Source organism: Pseudomonas sp. W2Aug9 (assembly GCF_023127755.1).
Taxonomy (GTDB): Bacteria; Pseudomonadota; Gammaproteobacteria; order Pseudomonadales; family Pseudomonadaceae; genus Aquipseudomonas; species Aquipseudomonas synxantha_A.
In genome coordinates, this window is the sequence record NZ_SPKL01000002.1 from 201,635 (window position 1) to 222,688 (window position 21,054).

20 protein-coding genes are annotated in these 21,054 nt (G+C 57.4%); 1 reads left to right on the plus strand and 19 read right to left on the minus strand.

Features of this window, described 5'->3' with window-relative positions:
• Positions 1–933 carry a phosphatidate cytidylyltransferase gene (locus tag E3O56_RS02065; RefSeq protein ID WP_248127738.1) on the plus strand — a complete coding sequence of 311 codons (933 nt, stop codon included), beginning with the start codon at positions 1–3 and terminating at the stop codon, positions 931–933.
• A 149-nt stretch (positions 934–1,082) separates the two neighbouring features.
• On the opposite strand, the gene E3O56_RS02070 is transcribed toward E3O56_RS02065, so the two are convergent.
• The 19 genes from E3O56_RS02070 to yidC form a co-directional block, all read right to left on the minus strand.
• Positions 1,083–1,469: a hypothetical protein gene (locus E3O56_RS02070; RefSeq protein ID WP_032878619.1), complete on the minus strand. Its 387-nt coding sequence runs from the start codon at positions 1,467–1,469 to the stop codon at positions 1,083–1,085.
• 84 nt (positions 1,470–1,553) lie between these two features.
• The gene (gene glmS / locus E3O56_RS02075; RefSeq protein ID WP_005792598.1) at positions 1,554–3,386 is read right to left on the minus strand and encodes a glutamine--fructose-6-phosphate transaminase (isomerizing); all 1,833 of its coding nucleotides are present in this window, start codon (positions 3,384–3,386) and stop codon (positions 1,554–1,556) included.
• Between the two features lie 10 nt (positions 3,387–3,396).
• A complete protein-coding gene (locus E3O56_RS02080) occupies positions 3,397–4,164 on the minus strand; it encodes a DeoR family transcriptional regulator (RefSeq protein ID WP_032878617.1) in 768 nt (255 codons plus the stop codon).
• A 230-nt stretch (positions 4,165–4,394) separates the two neighbouring features.
• Positions 4,395–5,762 (minus strand): bifunctional UDP-N-acetylglucosamine diphosphorylase/glucosamine-1-phosphate N-acetyltransferase GlmU, encoded by a 1,368-nt coding sequence (glmU, locus tag E3O56_RS02085; protein ID WP_248127740.1) that lies wholly within the window; start codon positions 5,760–5,762, stop codon positions 4,395–4,397.
• A gap of 123 nt (positions 5,763–5,885) precedes the next feature.
• On the minus strand, positions 5,886–6,302 hold the full coding sequence (locus tag E3O56_RS02090) for a F0F1 ATP synthase subunit epsilon (RefSeq protein ID WP_005792601.1): 417 nt from the start codon (positions 6,300–6,302) through the stop codon (positions 5,886–5,888).
• A gap of 44 nt (positions 6,303–6,346) precedes the next feature.
• Positions 6,347–7,723 (minus strand): F0F1 ATP synthase subunit beta, encoded by a 1,377-nt coding sequence (gene atpD / locus E3O56_RS02095; RefSeq protein ID WP_003195827.1) that lies wholly within the window; start codon positions 7,721–7,723, stop codon positions 6,347–6,349.
• Positions 7,724–7,750: 27 nt separating this feature from the next.
• Positions 7,751–8,611, minus strand: a complete 861-nt coding sequence (gene atpG / locus E3O56_RS02100; protein WP_005792602.1) for a F0F1 ATP synthase subunit gamma — start codon at positions 8,609–8,611, stop codon at positions 7,751–7,753.
• A gap of 50 nt (positions 8,612–8,661) precedes the next feature.
• Positions 8,662–10,206 (minus strand): F0F1 ATP synthase subunit alpha, encoded by a 1,545-nt coding sequence (gene atpA, locus E3O56_RS02105; RefSeq protein ID WP_003195831.1) that lies wholly within the window; start codon positions 10,204–10,206, stop codon positions 8,662–8,664.
• A 21-nt stretch (positions 10,207–10,227) separates the two neighbouring features.
• On the minus strand, positions 10,228–10,764 hold the full coding sequence (locus E3O56_RS02110; protein ID WP_003195833.1) for a F0F1 ATP synthase subunit delta: 537 nt from the start codon (positions 10,762–10,764) through the stop codon (positions 10,228–10,230).
• A 12-nt stretch (positions 10,765–10,776) separates the two neighbouring features.
• Positions 10,777–11,247 carry a F0F1 ATP synthase subunit B gene (locus tag E3O56_RS02115; protein WP_003195835.1) on the minus strand — a complete coding sequence of 157 codons (471 nt, stop codon included), beginning with the start codon at positions 11,245–11,247 and terminating at the stop codon, positions 10,777–10,779.
• 56 nt (positions 11,248–11,303) lie between these two features.
• A complete protein-coding gene (gene atpE, locus E3O56_RS02120; protein ID WP_002555987.1) occupies positions 11,304–11,561 on the minus strand; it encodes a F0F1 ATP synthase subunit C in 258 nt (85 codons plus the stop codon).
• A 133-nt stretch (positions 11,562–11,694) separates the two neighbouring features.
• A complete protein-coding gene (gene atpB, locus E3O56_RS02125; protein WP_003195886.1) occupies positions 11,695–12,564 on the minus strand; it encodes a F0F1 ATP synthase subunit A in 870 nt (289 codons plus the stop codon).
• Between the two features lie 16 nt (positions 12,565–12,580).
• Entirely contained in the window at positions 12,581–12,988 is a 408-nt protein-coding gene (locus E3O56_RS02130; RefSeq protein ID WP_010565865.1) for a F0F1 ATP synthase subunit I, read from the minus strand.
• A gap of 148 nt (positions 12,989–13,136) precedes the next feature.
• On the minus strand, positions 13,137–14,009 hold the full coding sequence (locus E3O56_RS02135; RefSeq protein ID WP_016970690.1) for a ParB/RepB/Spo0J family partition protein: 873 nt from the start codon (positions 14,007–14,009) through the stop codon (positions 13,137–13,139).
• A 9-nt stretch (positions 14,010–14,018) separates the two neighbouring features.
• The gene (locus E3O56_RS02140; protein ID WP_005792605.1) at positions 14,019–14,816 is read right to left on the minus strand and encodes a ParA family protein; all 798 of its coding nucleotides are present in this window, start codon (positions 14,814–14,816) and stop codon (positions 14,019–14,021) included.
• Between the two features lie 18 nt (positions 14,817–14,834).
• Positions 14,835–15,479, minus strand: a complete 645-nt coding sequence (rsmG, locus tag E3O56_RS02145) for a 16S rRNA (guanine(527)-N(7))-methyltransferase RsmG (protein ID WP_248127742.1) — start codon at positions 15,477–15,479, stop codon at positions 14,835–14,837.
• The gene (gene mnmG / locus E3O56_RS02150; protein WP_005792607.1) at positions 15,476–17,368 is read right to left on the minus strand and encodes a tRNA uridine-5-carboxymethylaminomethyl(34) synthesis enzyme MnmG; all 1,893 of its coding nucleotides are present in this window, start codon (positions 17,366–17,368) and stop codon (positions 15,476–15,478) included. Before mnmG ends, rsmG begins: the two co-directional genes overlap by 4 nt.
• 551 nt (positions 17,369–17,919) lie before the next feature.
• Positions 17,920–19,290 (minus strand): tRNA uridine-5-carboxymethylaminomethyl(34) synthesis GTPase MnmE, encoded by a 1,371-nt coding sequence (gene mnmE, locus E3O56_RS02155; RefSeq protein WP_032878611.1) that lies wholly within the window; start codon positions 19,288–19,290, stop codon positions 17,920–17,922.
• A gap of 79 nt (positions 19,291–19,369) precedes the next feature.
• Positions 19,370–21,052: a membrane protein insertase YidC gene (yidC, locus tag E3O56_RS02160; protein WP_005792609.1), complete on the minus strand. Its 1,683-nt coding sequence runs from the start codon at positions 21,050–21,052 to the stop codon at positions 19,370–19,372.
• Between the last annotated feature and the right edge of the window lie 2 nt (positions 21,053–21,054).

Below are 21,054 nucleotides of genomic sequence, written 5' to 3' on the forward strand. Positions count from 1 at the left end.
ATGGATAGCCAAACCCTGATGTTGTTCGGCGGCATCGGCGCGATCCTGGTCATCGCCTCGCTGATCGGCCTGATCCTCAAGCTGCGCACCCGTGGCAGCCCCAACGCAGTCATCGACAACCTCAACGCCCGCATCAACGCCTGGTGGGTGATGGTGGTGGTGATCGGCATCGCCTTGTGGCTCGGCACCGGTGCGGTGATCCTGCTGTTCTACGCCGTGTCGTTCTACGCCCTGCGTGAATTCCTCACTCTCACACCCACCAGGCGCAGCGACTACCCGGCCCTGGTGGCCGCGTTCTACCTGGCCCTGCCGCTGCAATACGTGCTGATCTACGCCGACTGGTATGGGCTGTTCTCGATCTTCATCCCGGTGTACGTGTTCCTGCTGCTGCCGATCCTCGCCTCCCTTGGCGGCGACAGCACACACTTCCTGGAACGCGCCTCGAAGGTGCAATGGGGGCTGATGATCGCGGTGTTCTGCGTGTCCTTCGTCCCTGCCCTGCTGACGTTGGACATCCCCGGCTACGAAGGCCGTAACCTGTTGTTGATCGCTTACCTGGTGATCGTGGTGCAACTCTCGGACGTGCTGCAGTACGTATGCGGCAAGCTGTTCGGCAAACACAAGATCGCGCCCAACCTGTCACCGTCGAAAACCGTGGAAGGTTTTGTCGGCGGGATCCTGTTGTCTTCACTGATCGGTGCAGCGCTGTGGTGGACCACGCCGTTCAACCCTTGGCAGTCGTTCCTGATCGCGCTGCTGATCAACTTGCTGGGCTTTGCCGGCGGGATTGTGATGTCAGCGATCAAGCGTGACCGCGGCGTGAAGGACTGGGGGCACATGATCGAAGGGCACGGTGGGATGCTGGATCGGCTGGATTCGGTGTGCTTTGCGGCGCCGATTTTCTTTCATCTTGTGCGGTACTGGTGGACCTGACCCCATCCCTTTTTCAGCACCAATGAAGATCAAAATGTGGGAGGAGGCTTGCCTCCGATAGCGGTTTGTCAGTAACTGCCTATGCTGGCTGATACACCGCAATCGGGAGCAAGCCCCCTCCCACCTTGGACTTGTGGTGCTTTCAGGGTTTAAGCAAAGTCTGAAACTGGTGCAGCAGTGATCTCGACATAGCTAGACTCCCCTCCGCCTATCGCACCCGATAGCCAGCCCCAAACGAAACTCAGCGTGGTGCGCCCGGCGTGATCCACGCCTACCGTGCCACGTGACCACCCCGCGCGCAGTTCACCTTCCAGGGTTACGCACTGAAATAGCAGCTCGATGGTCTCTGCACCGGTCACCCGCCCGACCTGCGTGCCCACGCGAATCCGGCCACCGTGGTAAGTGCTCGAAATCACGCCATCTTCGATTTGGTAATGAAACACGGTGCCGGTGCCGGACACCCCTTGGGCGTTGTTCGCGACCGCAAACCGACGATCGTGCAAACGTGCGTGGACAGTAGCAGAAGGGTGTTGCATCAGTACGCATCCTTGAATTAAGCGAATCCAAAACGTAAAAAAGGGGCTGTTGAAAACAGCCCCTTTTGGGTACGTCAGTAAGCCTTACTCCACCGTCACCGACTTAGCCAGGTTACGCGGCTGGTCAACGTCGGTGCCCTTGAGCACCGCAACGTAGTACGACAGCAACTGCAGCGGGATGGTGTAGAGGATCGGCGACAGCGTGTCGTGGATGTGCGGCATGTTGATCACGTGGGTGCCCTCGCCATTGGTCATGCCTGCCTTTTCATCTGCGAAGACGATCAATTGGCCGCCACGGGCGCGTACTTCCTGCAGGTTGGACTTGAGCTTCTCCAGCAGTTCGTTGTTCGGCGCCACGGTAACCACTGGCATATCGTCATCCACCAGGGCCAATGGGCCGTGCTTCAGCTCGCCGGCCGGGTAGGCTTCGGCGTGGATGTACGAGATTTCCTTGAGTTTCAGCGAGCCTTCCATTGCCACCGGGTATTGCGCGCCACGGCCGAGGAACAGGGTGTGGTTCTTGTCGGCGAACAGCTCGGCGACTTTTTCCACGGTGCTGTCCATGGCCAGGGCTTCACCCAGGCGGGTCGGCAGACGACGCAGTTCTTCCACCAGAGTGGCTTCGACGCCCTCGGCGAGGGTGCCGCGTACTTGACCCAGGGACAGGGTCAGCAACAACAGGCCTACCAATTGGGTAGTGAAGGCTTTGGTGGAGGCCACGCCGATTTCGCGACCAGCCTGTGTCAGCAGGGTCAGGTCGGATTCACGCACCAGGGAGCTGATGCTGACGTTGCAGATGGCCAGGCTGCCGAGGAAGCCCAGCTCCTTGGCGTTGCGCAGGGCAGCCAGGGTGTCGGCGGTTTCGCCGGACTGGGAGATGGTCACGAACAGGGTGTCTGGCTGCACCACCACTTTGCGGTAGCGGAACTCGCTGGCGACTTCGACCTGGCAGGGGATGCCGGCCAATTCTTCCAGCCAATAACGCGCGACCATACCGGCGTGGTAGCTGGTGCCACAGGCAACGATTTGTACATTGCGCACTTTGGCGAACAGTTCGGCGGCTTGCGGGCCGAAGGCGTTGACCAGCACCTGGTTCTGGCTCAGGCGACCTTCCAGGGTGCGTTGCACCACGGATGGCTGCTCGTGGATTTCCTTGAGCATGAAGTGGCGGAACTCGCCTTTGTCGGCGGCTTCGGCACCGTCGCGGTATTGCACGGCTTCACGCTCGACCGACTGACCGTCAACGTCCCAGATCTGTACGCTTTCACGGCGGATGTCGGCAATATCGCCTTCTTCCAGGTACATGAAACGGTCGGTCACCTGGCGCAGGGCCAGTTGGTCGGAGGCAAGGAAGTTCTCGCCCAGGCCCAAGCCGATTACCAATGGGCTGCCACTGCGCGCGGCAACCAAGCGGTCAGGCTGGCTGGCACTGATCACGGCCAGGCCGTAGGCGCCGTGCAGCTCTTTGACTGTGGCCTTGAGGGCCGTGGTCAGGTCACTGTGGTCTTTGAGCTTGTGGTTGAGCAGGTGGGCGATCACTTCGGTGTCGGTGTCCGAGGTGAACACGTAGCCCAGGCCCTTGAGTTGCTCACGCAGCACTTCGTGGTTTTCGATGATGCCGTTGTGCACCACCGCCAGGTCACCGGAAAAATGCGGGTGGGCGTTGCGTTCGCACGGCGCGCCGTGGGTGGCCCAACGGGTGTGGGCGATACCCAGGCGACCCGCCAGAGGCTCGCCGGCCAGAGCCTGGTCCAACTCGCTGACCTTGCCCGGGCGGCGCATACGCTCCAGCTTGCCGGCGTTGGTGAAGACAGCCACGCCTGCGCTGTCATAGCCGCGGTATTCCAGGCGCTTGAGGCCTTCGATCAGGATAGCAGTTACGTTACGTTCGGCGACTGCGCCAACAATTCCACACATGGTGTTTCTCCTAGATGACTGCCGCGCATATCAGCGTAATGCCGCGGGCTTGGATCTGGTCGCGGGCCTCAAGTGGCAGGCGATCATCGGTAATAAGGGTATGGACGCTGCTCCAGGGCAGCTCCAGGTTGGGAATCTTGCGGCCAATCTTGTCGGACTCGACCATCACCACCACTTCACGGGCGACCTCAGCCATCACCCGGCTCAGGCCCAGCAGTTCGTTGAAGGTGGTGGTGCCGCGCTGCAAGTCGATGCCGTCGGCGCCAATGAACAACTGATCGAAATCGTAAGAACGCAGCACCTGCTCGGCAACCTGCCCCTGGAACGAGTCCGAATGCGGGTCCCAGGTACCGCCGGTCATTAACAGCACCGGTTCATGTTCCAGTTCGCTCAGGGCGCGGGCCACATTCAAGGAGTTGGTCATAACCACCAGCCCGGGTTGATGACCGAGTTCCGGAATCATGGCGGCGGTGGTGCTGCCGCTGTCGATGATGATGCGCGCATGTTCACGCAAGCGCACCACGGCCGCACGTGCGATGGCACGCTTGTAGGCCGAGATGGGCTGGGCGGCGTCGCCCACCAGCTCTTGGGGCATGGTGATTGCGCCACCGTAGCGACGCAGAAGCAGGCCGTTACTTTCGAGGGCGGCCAAGTCCTTGCGGATGGTGACTTCCGAAGTTTCGAAACGCTTGGCCAGTTGGTCCACGCTGACTTCGCCCTGTTCATTGAGCAAGGTCAGGATATTGTGGCGTCGCTGGGGAGTATTTCGTTTCGACATGGCAGTGATAAGTTTCGTTCCGAAAGATAACGAAGGCAATCAAAACCTATTGGCGAAAGATCGTCAAGCGGGGGCGATAACTATTTTTCGAAACAACACCGGCAAATGTGGGAGGGGGCTTGCTCCCGATGGCGGTGAACCAGTCAACTCATCAGGTGACTGACACACCGCCATCGGGAGCAAGCCCCCTCCCACATTGGAGTTTTGACGCTGCCAAGGCTGTGGATAACTCAGGTCTTCTTGATTTTTACCGGGCGTTTCCAACCGTCGATATTGCGTTGACGGGCGCGGGCTACAGCCAGCTGGGACTTATCCACATCCTGGTTGATGGTCGAGCCTGCTGCGGTGTTGGAACCATCACCGATGGTCACAGGAGCAACCAGCGAGTTATTGGAGCCGATGAACACGTCTTCACCAATGGTGGTCTGGTGCTTGTTGGCACCGTCATAGTTGCAGGTGATGGTACCGGCACCAATGTTGGTGCGGGCGCCGATGACGGCATCGCCCAGGTAAGTCAGGTGACCGACTTTTGCACCTTCGCCGAGGTGTGCGTTTTTCAGTTCGACAAAGTTACCCACATGGGCCTTGGCCCCCAGCTCGCTACCTGGACGCAAGCGCGCAAACGGCCCCGCATCGCTGCCCTCACCCATCACGGCACCGTCGACATGGCTGTTGGCCTTGACGACCACGCCTTTGCGCAAGGTGCTGTCCTTGATCACGCAGTTCGGGCCGATGACCACATTGTCTTCAATGATCACCCGGCCTTCGAGGATCACGTTGATATCGATCAGCACGTCGCGGCCTACTGTTACGTCGCCACGCACATCGAAACGCGCCGGGTCACGCAGGGTCACGCCCTGGGCCATCAGACGCAGGCCTTCACGCAACTGGTAGTGACGCTCCAGCTCTGCAAGCTGCTTGCGGTCGTTGGCGCCCTGCACTTCCATCGGGTCGTGGGGCTGCTCAGTGGCGACCACCAGGCCATCGCTGACGGCCATCTCAATGACATCGGTGAGGTAGTACTCGCCCTGGGCATTGTTGTTGGACAGACGGCTCATCCAGTCGCCCAGCTTATCGGCAGGTACGGCAAGAATGCCGGTGTTGCCTTCGGTAATGGCGCGCTGGGCTTCACTGGCGTCCTTGTGCTCGACGATCGCGGCAACCTTGCCGTCGGCATTGCGCACGATGCGGCCATAGCCGGTAGGGTCGTCCAACTCAACGGTGAGCAAGCCCATCTGGCCAGGCACTACGTGCTTGAGCAGTCGTTGCAGGGTTTCTACTTCAATCAGCGGTACATCGCCATAGAGGATCAGCACCGTGTCGGCGGTAATGAAGGGCACAGCTTGCGCGGTAGCGTGGCCGGTGCCCAGTTGCTTGTCTTGCAATACGAAATTCAGATCGTCCGCAGCCAGACGCTCACGGACCACGTCTGCACCGTGGCCGATCACCACATGAATACGTTGCGGGTCCAATTGCCGGGCGCTGTGGATAACATGACCCAGCATGGAGTTACCCGCGACCGGGTGCAGCACCTTGGGCAGGGCTGAACGCATACGGGTGCCCTGGCCTGCGGCGAGAATGACGATTTCAAGAGACATGAATGGCTACCAATCCTGGGCGGTCCGGGTTCAGACCAAAGAAGTGTTTTGCAAAAAAAGAAAAAGGGTAGCCGAGGCCACCCTTTTTAATCAATCACGCATGAAGTGTAACGGCAAGGCCGCTTACTTCTTGCGGATCTGCTGGAGCGTGCGCAGCTGAGCTGCAGCCTCGGCCAGACGAACTGCAGCAGCGCTGTAGTCGAAGTCTGCGCCTTTTTCGTTCAGGGCCTTCTCGGCAGCCTTGACGGCTTCCTGAGCGGAGGCTTCATCCAGGTCGCCAGCACGTTGCACGGTGTCGGCAAGTACCTTGACCATGTTCGGCTGAACCTCGAGGAAACCACCAGAGATGTAGAACACCTCTTTTTCCCCGCCTTGCTTGGTCAGAGTGATCGGACCTGGCTTCAAGCTTGTGATCAGCGGGGCGTGACCCATGGCGATACCAAGATCACCCAAGTCGCCGTGCGCTGTTACAAACTCGACCAGACCGGAGAAAATTTCCCCTTCCGCGCTGACGATATCGCAATGGACTGTCATAGCCATCTGATTGCCTCAACCTGATGAGCGCCCGTTGCCGGGCGCCTGGATTACAGTTTCTTGGCTTTCTCGATCGCTTCTTCGATGCCGCCAACCATGTAGAACGCTTGTTCTGGCAGGTGGTCGTAGTCACCGTTGAGGATGCCTTTGAAGCCAGCAATGGTGTCTTTCAGGGAAACGTATTTACCCGAGGCACCGGTGAAGACTTCAGCCACGAAGAACGGCTGCGACAAGAAACGCTGGATCTTACGAGCACGGTTTACCAACTGCTTGTCGGCTTCCGACAGCTCGTCCATACCCAGGATCGCAATGATGTCCTTCAGTTCTTTGTAACGCTGCAGCACGTACTGAACGCCGCGAGCGGTGTCGTAGTGCTCCTGGCCGATCACGTTCGGATCCAGCTGGCGCGAAGTCGAGTCGAGTGGATCGACCGCTGGGTAGATACCCAGGGAAGCGATGTCACGGGACAGAACGACGGTGGCGTCCAAGTGGGCGAAGGTGGTGGCTGGCGACGGGTCGGTCAAGTCATCCGCAGGTACGTATACCGCTTGGATCGAGGTGATCGAACCTTCCTTGGTCGAAGTGATACGTTCTTGCAGAACGCCCATCTCTTCAGCCAGGGTCGGCTGGTAACCTACTGCAGAAGGCATACGGCCCAGCAGTGCGGATACTTCAGTACCGGCCAGGGTGTAACGGTAGATGTTGTCGACGAACAACAGAACGTCGTTACCTTCGTCACGGAACTTCTCGGCCATGGTCAGGCCAGTCAGTGCTACGCGCAGACGGTTTCCCGGCGGCTCGTTCATCTGACCGTAAACCAGTGCCACTTTGTCCAGAACGTTGGAGTCCTTCATCTCGTGGTAGAAGTCGTTACCCTCACGAGTACGCTCACCCACACCTGCGAACACGGAATAACCGCTGTGCTCGATGGCGATGTTACGGATCAGTTCCATCATGTTTACGGTCTTGCCTACACCGGCACCACCGAACAGACCGACTTTACCGCCTTTGGCGAACGGGCAAACCAGGTCGATAACCTTGATGCCGGTTTCCAGCAGGTCGTTGCCGCCCGCTTGTTCTGCGAACGAAGGTGCTGCGCGGTGAATGCCCCAGCGCTCTTCGGTAGCGATCGGGCCAGCTTCGTCGATCGGGTTGCCCAGTACGTCCATGATCCGGCCCAGGGTCGCTTTACCGACCGGTACGGAGATGGCAGCGCCAGTGTCGACAACGTCCAGACCGCGCTTCAAGCCTTCGGTGGAACCCATCGCAATGGTACGAACTACGCCGTCGCCCAGCTGCTGCTGAACTTCCAGGGTAGTTTCCGCGCCTTGTACTTTCAGCGCGTTGTAGATGCTCGGTACGCTGTCGCGTGGAAATTCCACGTCGATAACGGCGCCGATGATTTGAACGATACGTCCGCTACTCATAGCTGGATCCTCTGAATATTTGAACCGTTAAACCGCGGCAGCGCCGCCGACGATTTCCGAGATCTCTTGGGTGATCGCAGCCTGACGCGCCTTGTTGTAGATCAGCTGCAAATCGCTGATCAGATCACCGGCGTTATCGGTAGCGTTTTTCATCGCGATCATCCGCGCCGCTTGTTCAGCTGCGTTGTTCTCGACCACCGCCTGGTACACCTGCGACTCCACGTAGCGCACCATCAAGCCATCAAGCAGCTCTTTGGCGTCTGGTTCGTAGAGGTAGTCCCAGTGGTGCTTGAGTTCCTGATCCGGAGTCGCCACCAGTGGAATCAATTGCTCCACGGTTGGCTGCTGGGTCATGGTGTTGATGAACTTGTTGGATACCACGGAAAGGCGGTCAATACGGCCTTCCAGGTACGCATCCAGCATCACCTTCACACTGCCGATCAAATCATTGATCGACGGCTCTTCACCCAGATGGCTGATAGCTGCAACGACGTTACCGCCGAAGTTGCGGAAAAAGGCCGCACCCTTGCTACCCACCACACACAGATCGATCTCGACGCCGTTTTCGCGGTTTACCGCCATGTCCTTGACCAGGGCCTTGAACAGGTTGGTATTCAGACCACCGCACAAACCACGGTCACTGCTCACTACCACATAACCTGCACGCTTGACGGCGCGCTCGATCATGAACGGGTGGCGGTATTCCGGGTTGGCGTTGGCCAGATGCCCAATTACCTGGCGGATACGCTCCGCATAAGGACGGCTAGCAGCCATGCGCATTTGTGCCTTGCGCATTTTGCTGACCGCCACTTTTTCCATGGCGCTGGTAATTTTTTGCGTGCTTTTGATGCTCGCAATCTTACTGCGAATCTCTTTTGCGCCTGCCATGTAACACCTATCAGGTTAGCAAGCGGGAGCCTTGCGGCTCCCGCTGCGGCTTACCAGGTTTGGGTGGCCTTGAACTTCTCGATACCGGCTTTCATGCCAGCGTCGATATCGTCATTGAAGTCACCCTTCACGTTGATCTTCGCCATCAATTCGGCGTGATCGCGGTTGAAGTAAGCAATCAGCGCTTGTTCAAAGCTGCCGACCTTGGCGATTTCAACGTCGGTCAGGAACCCACGCTCAGCGGCATACAGCGACAACGCCATGTCAGCGATCGACATTGGGGCGTATTGCTTCTGCTTCATCAGCTCGGTAACGCGCTGACCATGCTCAAGTTGCTTACGGGTCGCTTCGTCCAGGTCAGAAGCGAACTGGGCGAATGCCGCCAGTTCACGGTACTGAGCCAGAGCGGTACGGATACCACCGGAGAGCTTCTTGATGATCTTGGTCTGAGCGGCACCACCCACACGGGATACCGAAACACCTGCGTTCACAGCAGGACGGATCCCGGAGTTGAACATGGCCGATTCCAGGAAGATCTGACCGTCAGTGATGGAAATCACGTTGGTCGGAACGAACGCGGAAACGTCGCCAGCCTGGGTTTCGATGATCGGCAGTGCGGTCAGGGAACCGGTTTTGCCGGTCACTGCGCCGTTGGTGAACTTCTCTACGTATTCTTCCGAAACGCGGGAAGCGCGCTCCAGCAGACGGGAGTGGAGATAGAACACGTCGCCTGGGTAGGCTTCACGGCCTGGTGGACGGCGCAGCAGCAGGGAAATCTGGCGGTAAGCCACTGCTTGCTTGGACAGATCGTCATAAACGATCAGCGCGTCTTCACCGCGGTCGCGGAAGAATTCACCCATGGTGCAACCGGAGTACGGTGCCAGGAATTGCAGCGCAGGAGATTCCGAAGCACTGGCAGCCACGATGATCGTGTTGGCCAGGGCGCCGTTTTCTTCCAGCTTGCGAACCACGTTGGCGATGGTCGATTGCTTCTGACCGATGGCTACGTAGACGCAGAAAATGCCGCTGTCTTTCTGGTTGATGATCGCGTCGATCGCCAGAGCGGTTTTACCGATCTGACGGTCACCGATGATCAGCTCACGCTGGCCACGGCCGACCGGGATCATGGCATCGACAGCCTTGTAGCCAGTCTGTACAGGCTGGTCTACCGACTTACGCCAGATCACGCCTGGAGCAACTTTCTCGACCGCGTCGGTCTCGGTGTTGCCCAGTGGACCTTTACCGTCAACAGGGTTACCCAGTGCGTCGACTACGCGACCCAGCAGTTCCTTACCAACCGGAACTTCCAGGATGCGGCCTGTGCACTTGGCGCTCATGCCTTCAGCCAGACTGGTGTACGCGCCCAATACAACGGCACCTACGGAGTCTTGCTCCAGGTTGAGGGCCATACCGTAGACGCCGCCCGGAAACTCGATCATCTCGCCGTACATTACGTCGGCCAGACCGTGAATCCGCACGATGCCGTCAGATACGCTGACGACAGTGCCTTCGTTACGGGCTTGGGAGGTCACATCGAGCTTGTCGATGCGGCCCTTGATAATTTCACTTATTTCGGAAGGATTGAGTTGCTGCATTGCTCTGCTGCCCCTTCAAACTCAAGATTTCAATGCTTCGGCAAGTTTCGCGATTTTGCCGCGAATCGAGCCATCGATAACCAGGTCGCCGGCACGGATAACAACACCACCAATCAGGGATGCGTCCTCCGAAGCTTGCAGGCGCACTTCCCGATTGAGTCGTGCACTGAGAACCTTGGCGAGTTTGTCTTGCTGTTCTTGGTTCAATGCGAAAGCACTGGTCACTTCAACGTCTACCGATTTCTCTGCTTCGGCCTTGTACAGGTCGAACAGAGCGGCGATCTCCGGCAATAGCGGGAGACGGTCGTTTTCGGCAATGACGTGGATGAAGTTCTGCACCTTCACATCAAACTTGTCGCCGCACACTTCAATAAAAGTGGCGGCCTTGTCTGCGCTCGTCAGGCGCGGGGCCTTGAGCACGCGCTGCATGGTGTCGTCTTGCGACACTGCTGCAGCCAGGCCGAGCATGGCTGACCAAGAGGCCAGCTGCTGGTGGGCCTGGGCGTGCTCGAAGGCTGCCTTAGCGTAAGGTCGGGCCAACGTGGTCAGTTCTGCCATGATCGCCCTCGCTTAAATTTCAGCAGCCAGTTTGTTAACCAGCTCCGCGTGCGCGTTTTGATCGATTGTGGCACCGAGGATCTTCTCAGCACCGCCGACCGCCAGAGCACCCAGTTGGGCACGCAGCGCGTCTTTGACGCCGTTCAGTTCCTGTTCGATCTCGGCATGAGCCGAAGCCTTCACACGGTCAGCTTCGACGCGGGCTTTTTCAACAGCCTCTTCGACGATCTGGTTACCGCGTTTCTTGGCTTGCTCAATGATCTCGGCTGCCTGTGCTTTAGCTTCGCGCAGTTGCTGACCCACTTTCTCGTGGGCCAACTCCAGGTCGCGAGCTGCACGGCTGGCAGCGTCCAAACCATCCGCGATCTTCTTCTGACGTTCGTGCAAAGCCGCGATGACCGGAGGCCACACGAACTTCATGCAAAACACTACAAAAATGAAGAACGCAACGGATTGGCCAATCAGGGTTGCATTAATGTTCACGCCAACACCTCGCTCATTCGTTGTCCATCACCCCAATCACTCGAAAATTCGAGTGATTAGCCAGCGAGTTGACCAACGAAGGGGTTCGCGAAGGTGAAGAACAGTGCGATACCAACGCCGATCATGGTCACGGCGTCGAGCAGGCCGGCGACGATGAACATTTTAACTTGCAGCATTGGGACCATTTCTGGCTGACGCGCTGCGCCTTCCAGGAATTTGCCGCCCAGCAGGCCGAAACCAATGGCAGTACCCAGGGCGCCCAGGCCGATCAACAGTGCAACAGCGATAGCGGTTAGACCAACTACAGTTTCCATCTTTCCTCCCGACTTTTACGTCGTATGGTTTAGGTTTTTTAGATTTTAAAGCGGTAAAACAAATCGTTTCATAGCCCTGTTGGGCCACCTTCCCGTTTGACCGGGAAGGACATCAGACTAGTCGAGACTGGTCTTAATGGTTCTCTTCGTGCGCCATCGACAGATAGACGATGGTCAGCATCATGAAGATGAAGGCCTGCAGGGTAATGATCAGGATGTGGAACACAGCCCACGCCCACTGCAGTACTACGCCCAGGCCGCTAAGCCAGAGCAGACCGCTGCCGAACATCACAGCGATCAGAATGAACACCAGCTCGCCGGCATACATGTTGCCGAACAGTCGCAGAGCCAGGGAAATCGGCTTGGCGATCAGGGTCACGAATTCCAGCAGGAAGTTCACCGGGATCAGCAGGGCTTGAACGAAGATGTTCTTGCTGCCGAACGGGTGCAGGGTCAGTTCGCCGATGAAACCGCCGATGCCCTTGACCTTGATGCTGTAGAAAATGATCAACGCGAACACCGACAGGGCCATGCCCAGGGTAGCGTTCGGGTCAGTGGTGGATACGGCACGGAATGGGATGTGCGGATCGCCAGAGATCGCCATGGCCAACTGAGGGATCCAGTCCACCGGGATCAGGTCGACGGCGTTCATCAGGAATACCCAGACGAAGATGGTCAGTGCCAACGGTGCAATCACCGGGCTACGGCCATGGAAGCTGTCTTTCACGCTGCCATCGACGAATTCGACCAATACTTCAACGAAGTTCTGCAAAGCACCTGGCTGACCGGAAGTCGCCTTCTTTGCCGCCATGCGGAAAATCAGGACGAAGATCAGACCCAATGCGACCGACCAACCCAGAGTATCCAGGTGGAAAGCCCAGAAACCCATTTCTTTGGCTTCTGCTGCGGTGTGGGCAAAGCCCCAGCCGCCATTAGGAAGCTGACCGAAGGTCAGGTTCTGCAAGTGGTGCTGGATATAGCCCGAAGCGGTTGTTTCTGCCATGGTTGCCTCAAACGCCCTAAGGTTTCGAAAGTCTTGTTTTCATTAGCAGGGGAGCGAACCAGCTGACCAGTTGGGTCAACACGAAGACGCCGAATACAGCCAGCGGCGCCAATGGCTTCACACCTGCAAAGGTCAGTGCAAACAGCACTGCCGTCAAAATCAGTTTCCCTGCTTCGCCGGCATAAAAAGACCGCACGATAGCCTGGGCTGCTCGGGCGCCGGAAAACCGAAAGGCCCTGTGAGCAAAATACATATTGGGCAGCAAGGCTATCAGGCCTCCGCAGAGTCCTGAATATCCGGCTACGACTCCATGCCAGTACCAAAGCGCCAAAGCGGCGATCAGCAAAATGACAAATTGAGCCAACAAAACCGGAAAAACAGCCAAGCGATGGAACGGCAACGTGTTTGGCGTGCGGGTTTCCATCACTCTTGCTCCTCAATGGTCGGCTGCCGGAAATCAATAACTTGGCATAATTTGTGCCGACAAAATGCGCGCAGAGTATAGGGGCGGTTCTGCCCCTATTCAACTGTCGGGTAGTGATTTCCGATCACGCGCTACATAAGCAAATGTTTCAGCGGATGTGGGCAAGGACGCCCTGAAGCTCATCGAGGGAGTTATATCCGATGACCAGTTGGCCTTTGCCCTTCTTGCCGTGGCGAATTTGCACCGCAGAGCCTAGCCGCTCGGCCAGGCGCTGCTCGAGGCGCGCGATATCCGGATCAGGTTTGGCGGTTTCAACCGGTGCAGGTTTACCGCTGAGCCACTGGCGAACCAGGGCCTCGGTCTGACGAACGGTGAGCCCTCGTGCGACAACGTGTCGCGCCCCTTCAACCTGTTGATTTTCCGGCAAACCCAGCAAAGCACGAGCGTGGCCCATTTCCAGGTCGCCATGGGACAACATGGTCTTGATGACTTCCGGCAAGGCGATCAGACGCAGCAAGTTGGAAACCGTGACACGGGATTTTCCGACCGCCTCGGCCACTTGTTGCTGGGTCAGCTGAAATTCCTGCTGCAAACGCTGCAACGCGATCGCTTCTTCGATCGGGTTGAGGTCCTCACGCTGGATGTTCTCGATCAACGCCATGGCGATGGCAGTTTCATCCGGCACATCACGCACCATCGCCGGGATGGTTTCCTTGCCTGCCTGTTGGCTGGCGCGCCAGCGACGCTCACCGGCGATGATCTCAAAGCGGCCACCGCCAATCGGGCGCACCACAATGGGCTGCATCACACCCTGGGCCTTGATCGAGTTGGCCAGTTCTTCCAGCGCCTGGGGATCCATGTCCCGGCGTGGCTGGTATTTGCCGCGCTGGATCAGGTCCAGGGGCAAGTGCTGCAGCTCGCGCTCGTCGGCCTGCACCGCTTGTTCTTCAAGCGATGTGACGGTCGGACCACTCAGGAGTGCATCCAGTCCACGTCCGAGACCTCGTTTCTTGACGGCCATGGGGATTCCTTAAGTTGGCTGGGCTGCAGCGGTGCGTGAATTGCGGCGTTGACGACGAACCATCTCGCCAGCCAGCGCCAGGTAGGCAATGGCACCACGCGAGGATTTATCGTACGCCAGCGCGGGCATGCCATAGCTTGGTGCTTCGGCCAGGCGGATGTTGCGTGGAATCACGGTGTCGTACAACTGATCGCCAAAATGTTCCTTGAGCTGCGCCGAGACATCGTTCATCAGGCTCAGGCGCGGGTCATACATGGTCCGCAGCAGGCCTTCGACTTTCAGGTTCGGGTTGAGCAACTCGGCGATACGCTTGATGTTATCCACAAGGTCGCTCAAGCCCTCAAGGGCGAAGTACTCGCACTGCATGGGGATAATCACCCCATCGGCGGCAACCAGCGCGTTGAGTGTGAGCATCGACAGCGACGGCGGGCAGTCGATCAAAATGTAGTCGTAATTCTCGCGGATAGGTGCCAAGGCGCTGCGCAGACGGCTTTCTTTCATCTGCATTTCCAGCAACACCACTTCCGCCGCGGTCAAATCGCGGTTGGCCGGCAGCAGTTGGTAACCACCGTGCTCGGAATAGTGCATGGCCTGGGCCAGGTCACATTCACCAATCAGCAAATCGTAGACCGAGTTTTCAAGGCCGTGTTTATCCACACCGCTACCCATGGTGGCGTTGCCCTGTGGATCGAGATCGATCAACAGCACCCGACGCTTGGTGGCGACCAGGGATGCTGCGAGGTTGATACAGGTGGTGGTTTTACCCACACCACCTTTCTGGTTCGCAATCGCGAATACCTTAGCCATTCTTGCTTGTGTTCCCAATCATGCCGTGCGGCGCAGTATCAGCAGATGGCGTTGGCCTTGGCAACCGGGGACGGCCAAGGCGTGTTCGCTATCGAGGTGGAAGTCTGCCGGCAATGCTAACAGCTCGTCGCTTGGATGGACGCCCTTCATTGCCAGCCAGCGCGTGTCGCGATCGCCTAGATGGCGAGTCCAGTTGCTGAAGTTCTCCATGCTGCTGAACGCCCGGGAAACAATTCCGTGGAAAGGCTGTTCAGGCGTAAAGGCTTCGACGCGACTGTGGATAACGTGCAGGTTGTCCAGCTTGAGTTCGAGTTTGACCTGGGTCAGGAAGCGGGTTTTCTTGCCGTTGCTGTCCAGGCAGGTCACTTGCGACTCGGGAAACAGGATGGCCAGCGGAATACCAGGCATCCCGCCGCCGCTGCCGACATCCAGCCAGCGACCGTTTTCGATGAACGGCATCACACTGAGACTATCGAGCAGATGGCGCGAGACCATTTCGTCTGGATCACGCACTGCGGTCAGGTTGTAGGCCTTGTTCCATTTGATCAACAAGGCCAGGTAGCCCAGCAGTAACTCATGCTGGACTTCGTTCAACGCTACGCCCAACTGGCGCGCCCCTGTGGATAACTCTTCGGCGTGTTGCGAGGTGACCAACGAACTCAAGCGCTTTGCTCCAACTGACGGCCCGCGCCGCGTTTTTTCAAATGAATCATCAACAGAGAAATAGCTGCTGGGGTCACGCCAGGGATACGTGAAGCCTGCCCGAGTGTTTCAGGCCGAGTTATCCCCAGCTTGCTTTGAATTTCTTTCGACAGCCCGGAAATCCCGGTGTAGTCGATATCCACAGGTAACTTGGTATCTTCACTGGCGCGCAGGCGAGCGATTTCGTCCTGCTGGCGATCAATGTAACCGGCGTACTTGGTCTTGATCTCCACCTGTTCGGCGACTTGTGGGTCTTCTGCGCCCTGGCCTGTCACTTCAACCAGACCAGCGTAGTCGATTTCCGGACGAGAAAGCAGGTTGAGCAAGTTGTACTCATGGGTCAACGGCGTGCCGAATTTTTCCGCGATCGCGTCGCCCTGCTCGGTGCCTGGGCGAACCCAGGTACTTTTCAGGCGTTGCTCTTCAAGCGCAATGCTTTCACGTTTTTTGCAGAAGGCAGCCCAGCGCGCGTCATCGACCAAGCCCAACTCGCGACCTTTTTCAGTCAGGCGTAGATCGGCGTTGTCTTCGCGCAGGATCAGACGGTATTCCGCGCGGGAAGTGAACATGCGGTACGGTTCCTGGGTGCCCAGGGTGATCAGGTCATCGACCAATACGCCGATGTACGCTTCATCACGACGCGGGCACCAGCTGTCTTTGCCTTGTGCACGCAATGCCGCGTTGGTTCCGGCCAGCAAACCTTGGGCGCCGGCTTCTTCGTAACCGGTGGTCCCGTTGATTTGGCCAGCAAAGAACAACCCCCCGATCACCTTGGTTTCCAGGCTGTATTTCAGATCACGCGGGTCGAAGTAGTCGTACTCAATGGCGTAGCCGGGACGCACGATGTGCGCATTTTCCATACCGCGAATCGATTGCACGATCTGGATCTGCACATCGAACGGCAGCGAGGTGGAAATCCCGTTGGGGTACAGCTCGTGAGTGGTCAAGCCTTCGGGTTCGATAAAGACCTGGTGGCTTTCCTTGTCGGCAAAGCGGTGGATCTTGTCTTCGATCGACGGGCAATACCGCGGGCCAATGCCTTCGATTACCCCGGAATACATCGGCGAACGATCAAGGTTCGCGGCAATGATTTCGTGGGTACGGGCGTTGGTGTGGGTAATCCAGCAACTGACCTGTTTGGGGTGCTGTTCTTTGGAACCCATGAACGACATCACCGGGATCGGCGTATCGCCGGCTTGCTCGGTCATCACCGAGAAATCCACAGAGCGCCCGTCAATGCGTGGCGGGGTACCGGTTTTCAAGCGGCCGACGCGCAGCGGCAGTTCACGCAGACGTTTTGCCAGGGCAATCGACGGCGGATCACCAGCGCGACCACCGGAATAATTTTGCATACCGATGTGGATAAGTCCGCCGAGGAACGTCCCTGTGGTCAGTACTACCGAATCTGCGTGAAAACGCAGACCCATTTGCGTGACGACACCGCGTACCTGGTCCTGCTCGACGATCAGGTCATCGGCAGCCTGCTGAAATATCCACAGGTTCGGCTGGTTTTCCAGGGTTTCGCGCACCGCTGCCTTGTACAGGATGCGGTCGGCCTGGGCTCGGGTAGCCCTTACGGCCGGGCCTTTACGGCTGTTTAGCACGCGAAATTGAATACCACCTTTGTCGGTGGCCATCGCCATTACACCGCCAAGGGCATCGATTTCCTTGACCAGATGGCTTTTGCCAATCCCGCCAATAGCGGGGTTGCAACTCATGGCACCGAGGGTTTCCACGTTGTGCGTAAGCAACAGGGTTTTTACGCCCATGCGTGCTGACGCCAGTGCTGCCTCGGTACCGGCATGACCGCCGCCGATGACGATCACTTCAAAACGGGAAGGGAAATCCACCACGCACCTCGTGCCTGCTTATGTAGGTAATCAGGAATTGTCTGTTGAAAGAGTTTTGGAGCTATGGCGGCAAGTATAGGGACTTCGCCCTTCCTAAAGAACCCTTTGCACAAAATTTAACCAGCTGTGGATGAATCACAGACAATAGAAATTAAAAGAGAGAAATTTATTAAATCTTTGTTTTTATGTTTATTTCTACTGAGCAACGTTTCTGTGGATAGATCTCTACAGCCCTTTATATTCAATGTGTACAGCGATTCAAAAGTCTGTGGTCATGTACCAATGAGGCCCTTGGATAAGTGCTTTAAGCCTGTGGATTAAAGTGATGGTTATCCACAGACGGGTTTTTACTCAGGTTTCAAGCCCTGTTATCAACTGGGCACAGGCGCGGTTACTCACAGGGTTTAATCCACAGAAAAGTACCAGCCGAGGCGAATAGCGCGCACGGAAAAACACCGATTGCTCGGCGAGTCAGTCAAAAAATGGATTGGGTTGCCCTGAAACGGGCTGAACAGACAGGCGCGAATGGCCTGTCTGTGGACAACGAAGGTCTATTTACCGATGCAGAAGCTGGAGAAGATCCTGCCCAGCAAATCGTCCGAGCTGAACGCGCCGGTAATTTCTCCCAGCAGTTGCTGTGCTTGACGTAAATCTTCAGCCAGCAGCTCCCCAGCACCCGCCAAGGTCAGCTGCGCCCGGCCGTGCTCCAAGGCGGCACTGGCATGGCGCAGTGCCTCAAGATGCCTGCGACGTGCACTGAAGCTGCTTTCCGAGGTCTGTTCATAGCCCATGCAGGCCTTGAGATGCTCACGCAGCAATTCCAGGCCGTCACCTGCCGCTTTGGCGCTCAGGCTGATAGTGACATGGCCATCCTCACTGGTTTGCAGGGCAATCGCTTCACCCGTCAGGTCGGCCTTGTTACGAATCAAGGTGACTTTGGCCGGGTCAGGTCGTTGCTCGAGGAATTCTGGCCACAGCGCAAAAGGATCCACAGCTTCCGGTGCCGTGGCATCGACGACCAACAACACACGATCGGCTTCCCCGATAGCCTTGAGCGCGCGTTCCACACCAATTTTTTCCACCTGGTCGTCGGTGTCGCGCAGCCCGGCGGTGTCGACGACGTGAAGCGGCATGCCGTCGATGTGGATATGTTCGCGCAAGATATCCCGGGTAGTGCCGGCAATCTCGGTGACGATCGCCGCCTCGCGCCCTGCCAGGGCGTTGAGCAGGCTGGATTTTCCGGCATTGGGCCGCCCGGCAATCACCACCGTCATGCCATCGCGTAGCAACGCGCCCTGCCCGGCTTCACGCAGGACTGTGGATAATTCCTCACGGACCTTATCCAACATCGCCAACACATGGCCATCCGCGAGGAAGTCGATTTCTTCTTCGGGAAAATCAATCGCCGCTTCGACGTAAATACGCAGGCTGATCAATTGCTCGGTCAAGTTATGCACACGCAGGGAAAAAGCCCCCTGCAATGAGCGCAAAGCGTTACGTGCAGCCTGTGCAGAACTGGCTTCGATCAAATCCGCAATCGCTTCGGCTTGGGCCAAATCGAGCTTGTCGTTCAGAAATGCCCGTTCGCTGAATTCCCCAGGCCGTGCCAAGCGGCAACCCAGTTGCAAGCAACGCTGCAGGAGCATATCCAGGACCACAGGACCACCGTGCCCCTGTAATTCCAGGACATCTTCACCGGTGAAAGAGTTGGGTCCCGGAAAATAGATCGCCAAGCCCTCGTCCAATACGCTTTGGTCAGCATCCAGAAACTGGCCGTAATGGGCATAACGGGGTTTCAGCTCTCGGCCACTGATTGCCATGGCCGCAACGCCCGCCAAGGGGCCGGAAATTCGAACGATACCGACTCCGCCTCGGCCCTGAGCGGTGGCGACAGCAGCGATGGTTTCACGAGGAGCGCTCATCAGCAGGTTCCAGAACAAAAGTGACGGAAAGCAAAACGCCCCACTAGGGGGCGTCTTGAGTGGTTATCCACAGAGTAAATTACGCCTCGGCTTTTTTGGTAGCCGCTTCGATCTTACGTGTGATGTACCACTGTTGAGAGATCGACAACACGTTGTTGACCACCCAGTACAGTACCAAGCCAGCAGGGAACCACAGGAAGAAGAAGGTGAAGATGATTGGCATCATTTTCATTACCTTGGCCTGCATCGGATCCGGCGGGGTTGGGTTCAGACGCTGCTGGATAAACATGGTCGCGCCCATGATGATCGGCAGGATAAAGAACGGGTCCTTGATCGACAGGTCAGTTATCCACAGCATGAACGGCGCTTGGCGCATTTCCACGCTTTCCAGCAGTACCCAGTACAGCGACAGGAACACCGGCATCTGTACCAGAATAGGCAAGCATCCACCCAGCGGGTTGATCTTCTCTTTCTTGTACAGCTCCATCATGGCCTGCGACATTTTCTGCCGGTCATCGCCATGTTGTTCTTTCAGTGCCGCCAGTTTCGGGGCAACGGCACGCATACGCGCCATCGACTTGTAGCTGGCTGCCGACAGTGGGAAGAAGATCCCCTTGATCAGCATGGTCAGGAAGATGATCGACCAGCCCCAGTTGCCGACGATGCTGTGGATATGTTGCAACAGCCAGAAGATCGGCTGGGCAATGAACCACAGGAAGCCGTAATCCACAGTCAATTCCAGACCTGGGGACAACTCTTTCAATACGGCCTGGCTTTTAGGACCGGCGTACAGGGTAGCGCTGGTTTCAGCCTTGGCACCTGGAGCGACGGTCAACGCCGGGCCAGTGAACCCAATGATGTAGTTGCCCTGGCTGTCCTTGCGGGTTTGAACCAGGTTCGCGTCACCCTTGTTCGGAATCCAGGCGGTCACGAAGTAGTGCTGCAGCCACGCTACCCAGCCACCCTGGACGGTTTCTTTCAGCGTGCCCTTGTCGATATCTTTCATCGACACTTTTTTGTACGGCTCGTTACTTGTCCACAGGGCGGCGCCCAGGTAAGTCGCGGTGCCGGTGGCGGTGCTGGAAGACGGATCGGAACTGGCGTCACGCTTGAGCTGGGCAAACAGGTTGCCGCTCCAGGCTTTGTCGCTGGTGTTGTCGATCAGGTAAGTGACCTTCAGATCGTACAAACCACGGGTAAAGCTAAAACGCTTGATGTAGTTGACGCCGTCGAGGCTGAATTTCAGGTCGACGTTCAACTGGTTCTGGCCGTCTGCCAGTTGATAAGTCTTTTGCTCGGTCGAATAAACCGGACGACCGGTAGCACGTGCATCCGGACCATTGGTGCCGGTCAGGCCGCTTTGCGCCAGATAAGTACGTTCACCGCCGTTATCGAACAGCTGGAACGGAACATCCGGATGATCCTGGCGACGTGGATAAAGCGGCAGCTTCAGCTGTGCAATATCACCACCTTGTGGGTCGATAGCCAGGTCGAGCACATCCGTTTTCACGTGGATGAGGTCTTTGTTGGTGACCACTGGCGTTTCTAACGGGGCACTTGTCTCGCCATTCGCGCTGGGAACATCGGCACTCGCGGACGCATTGTTACCCAGCGGGGTGTCCGGAATAGCCGGCGCAGCCTGATTGGTAGCAACATTCTGAGTCGGCAGGGCAGCCTGGCCGTAGTCCTGGTTCCATTTAAGGACCATGACATAGGACACGATTGCCAGGGCGACGATCAGGATTGTGCGTTTAATATCCATGA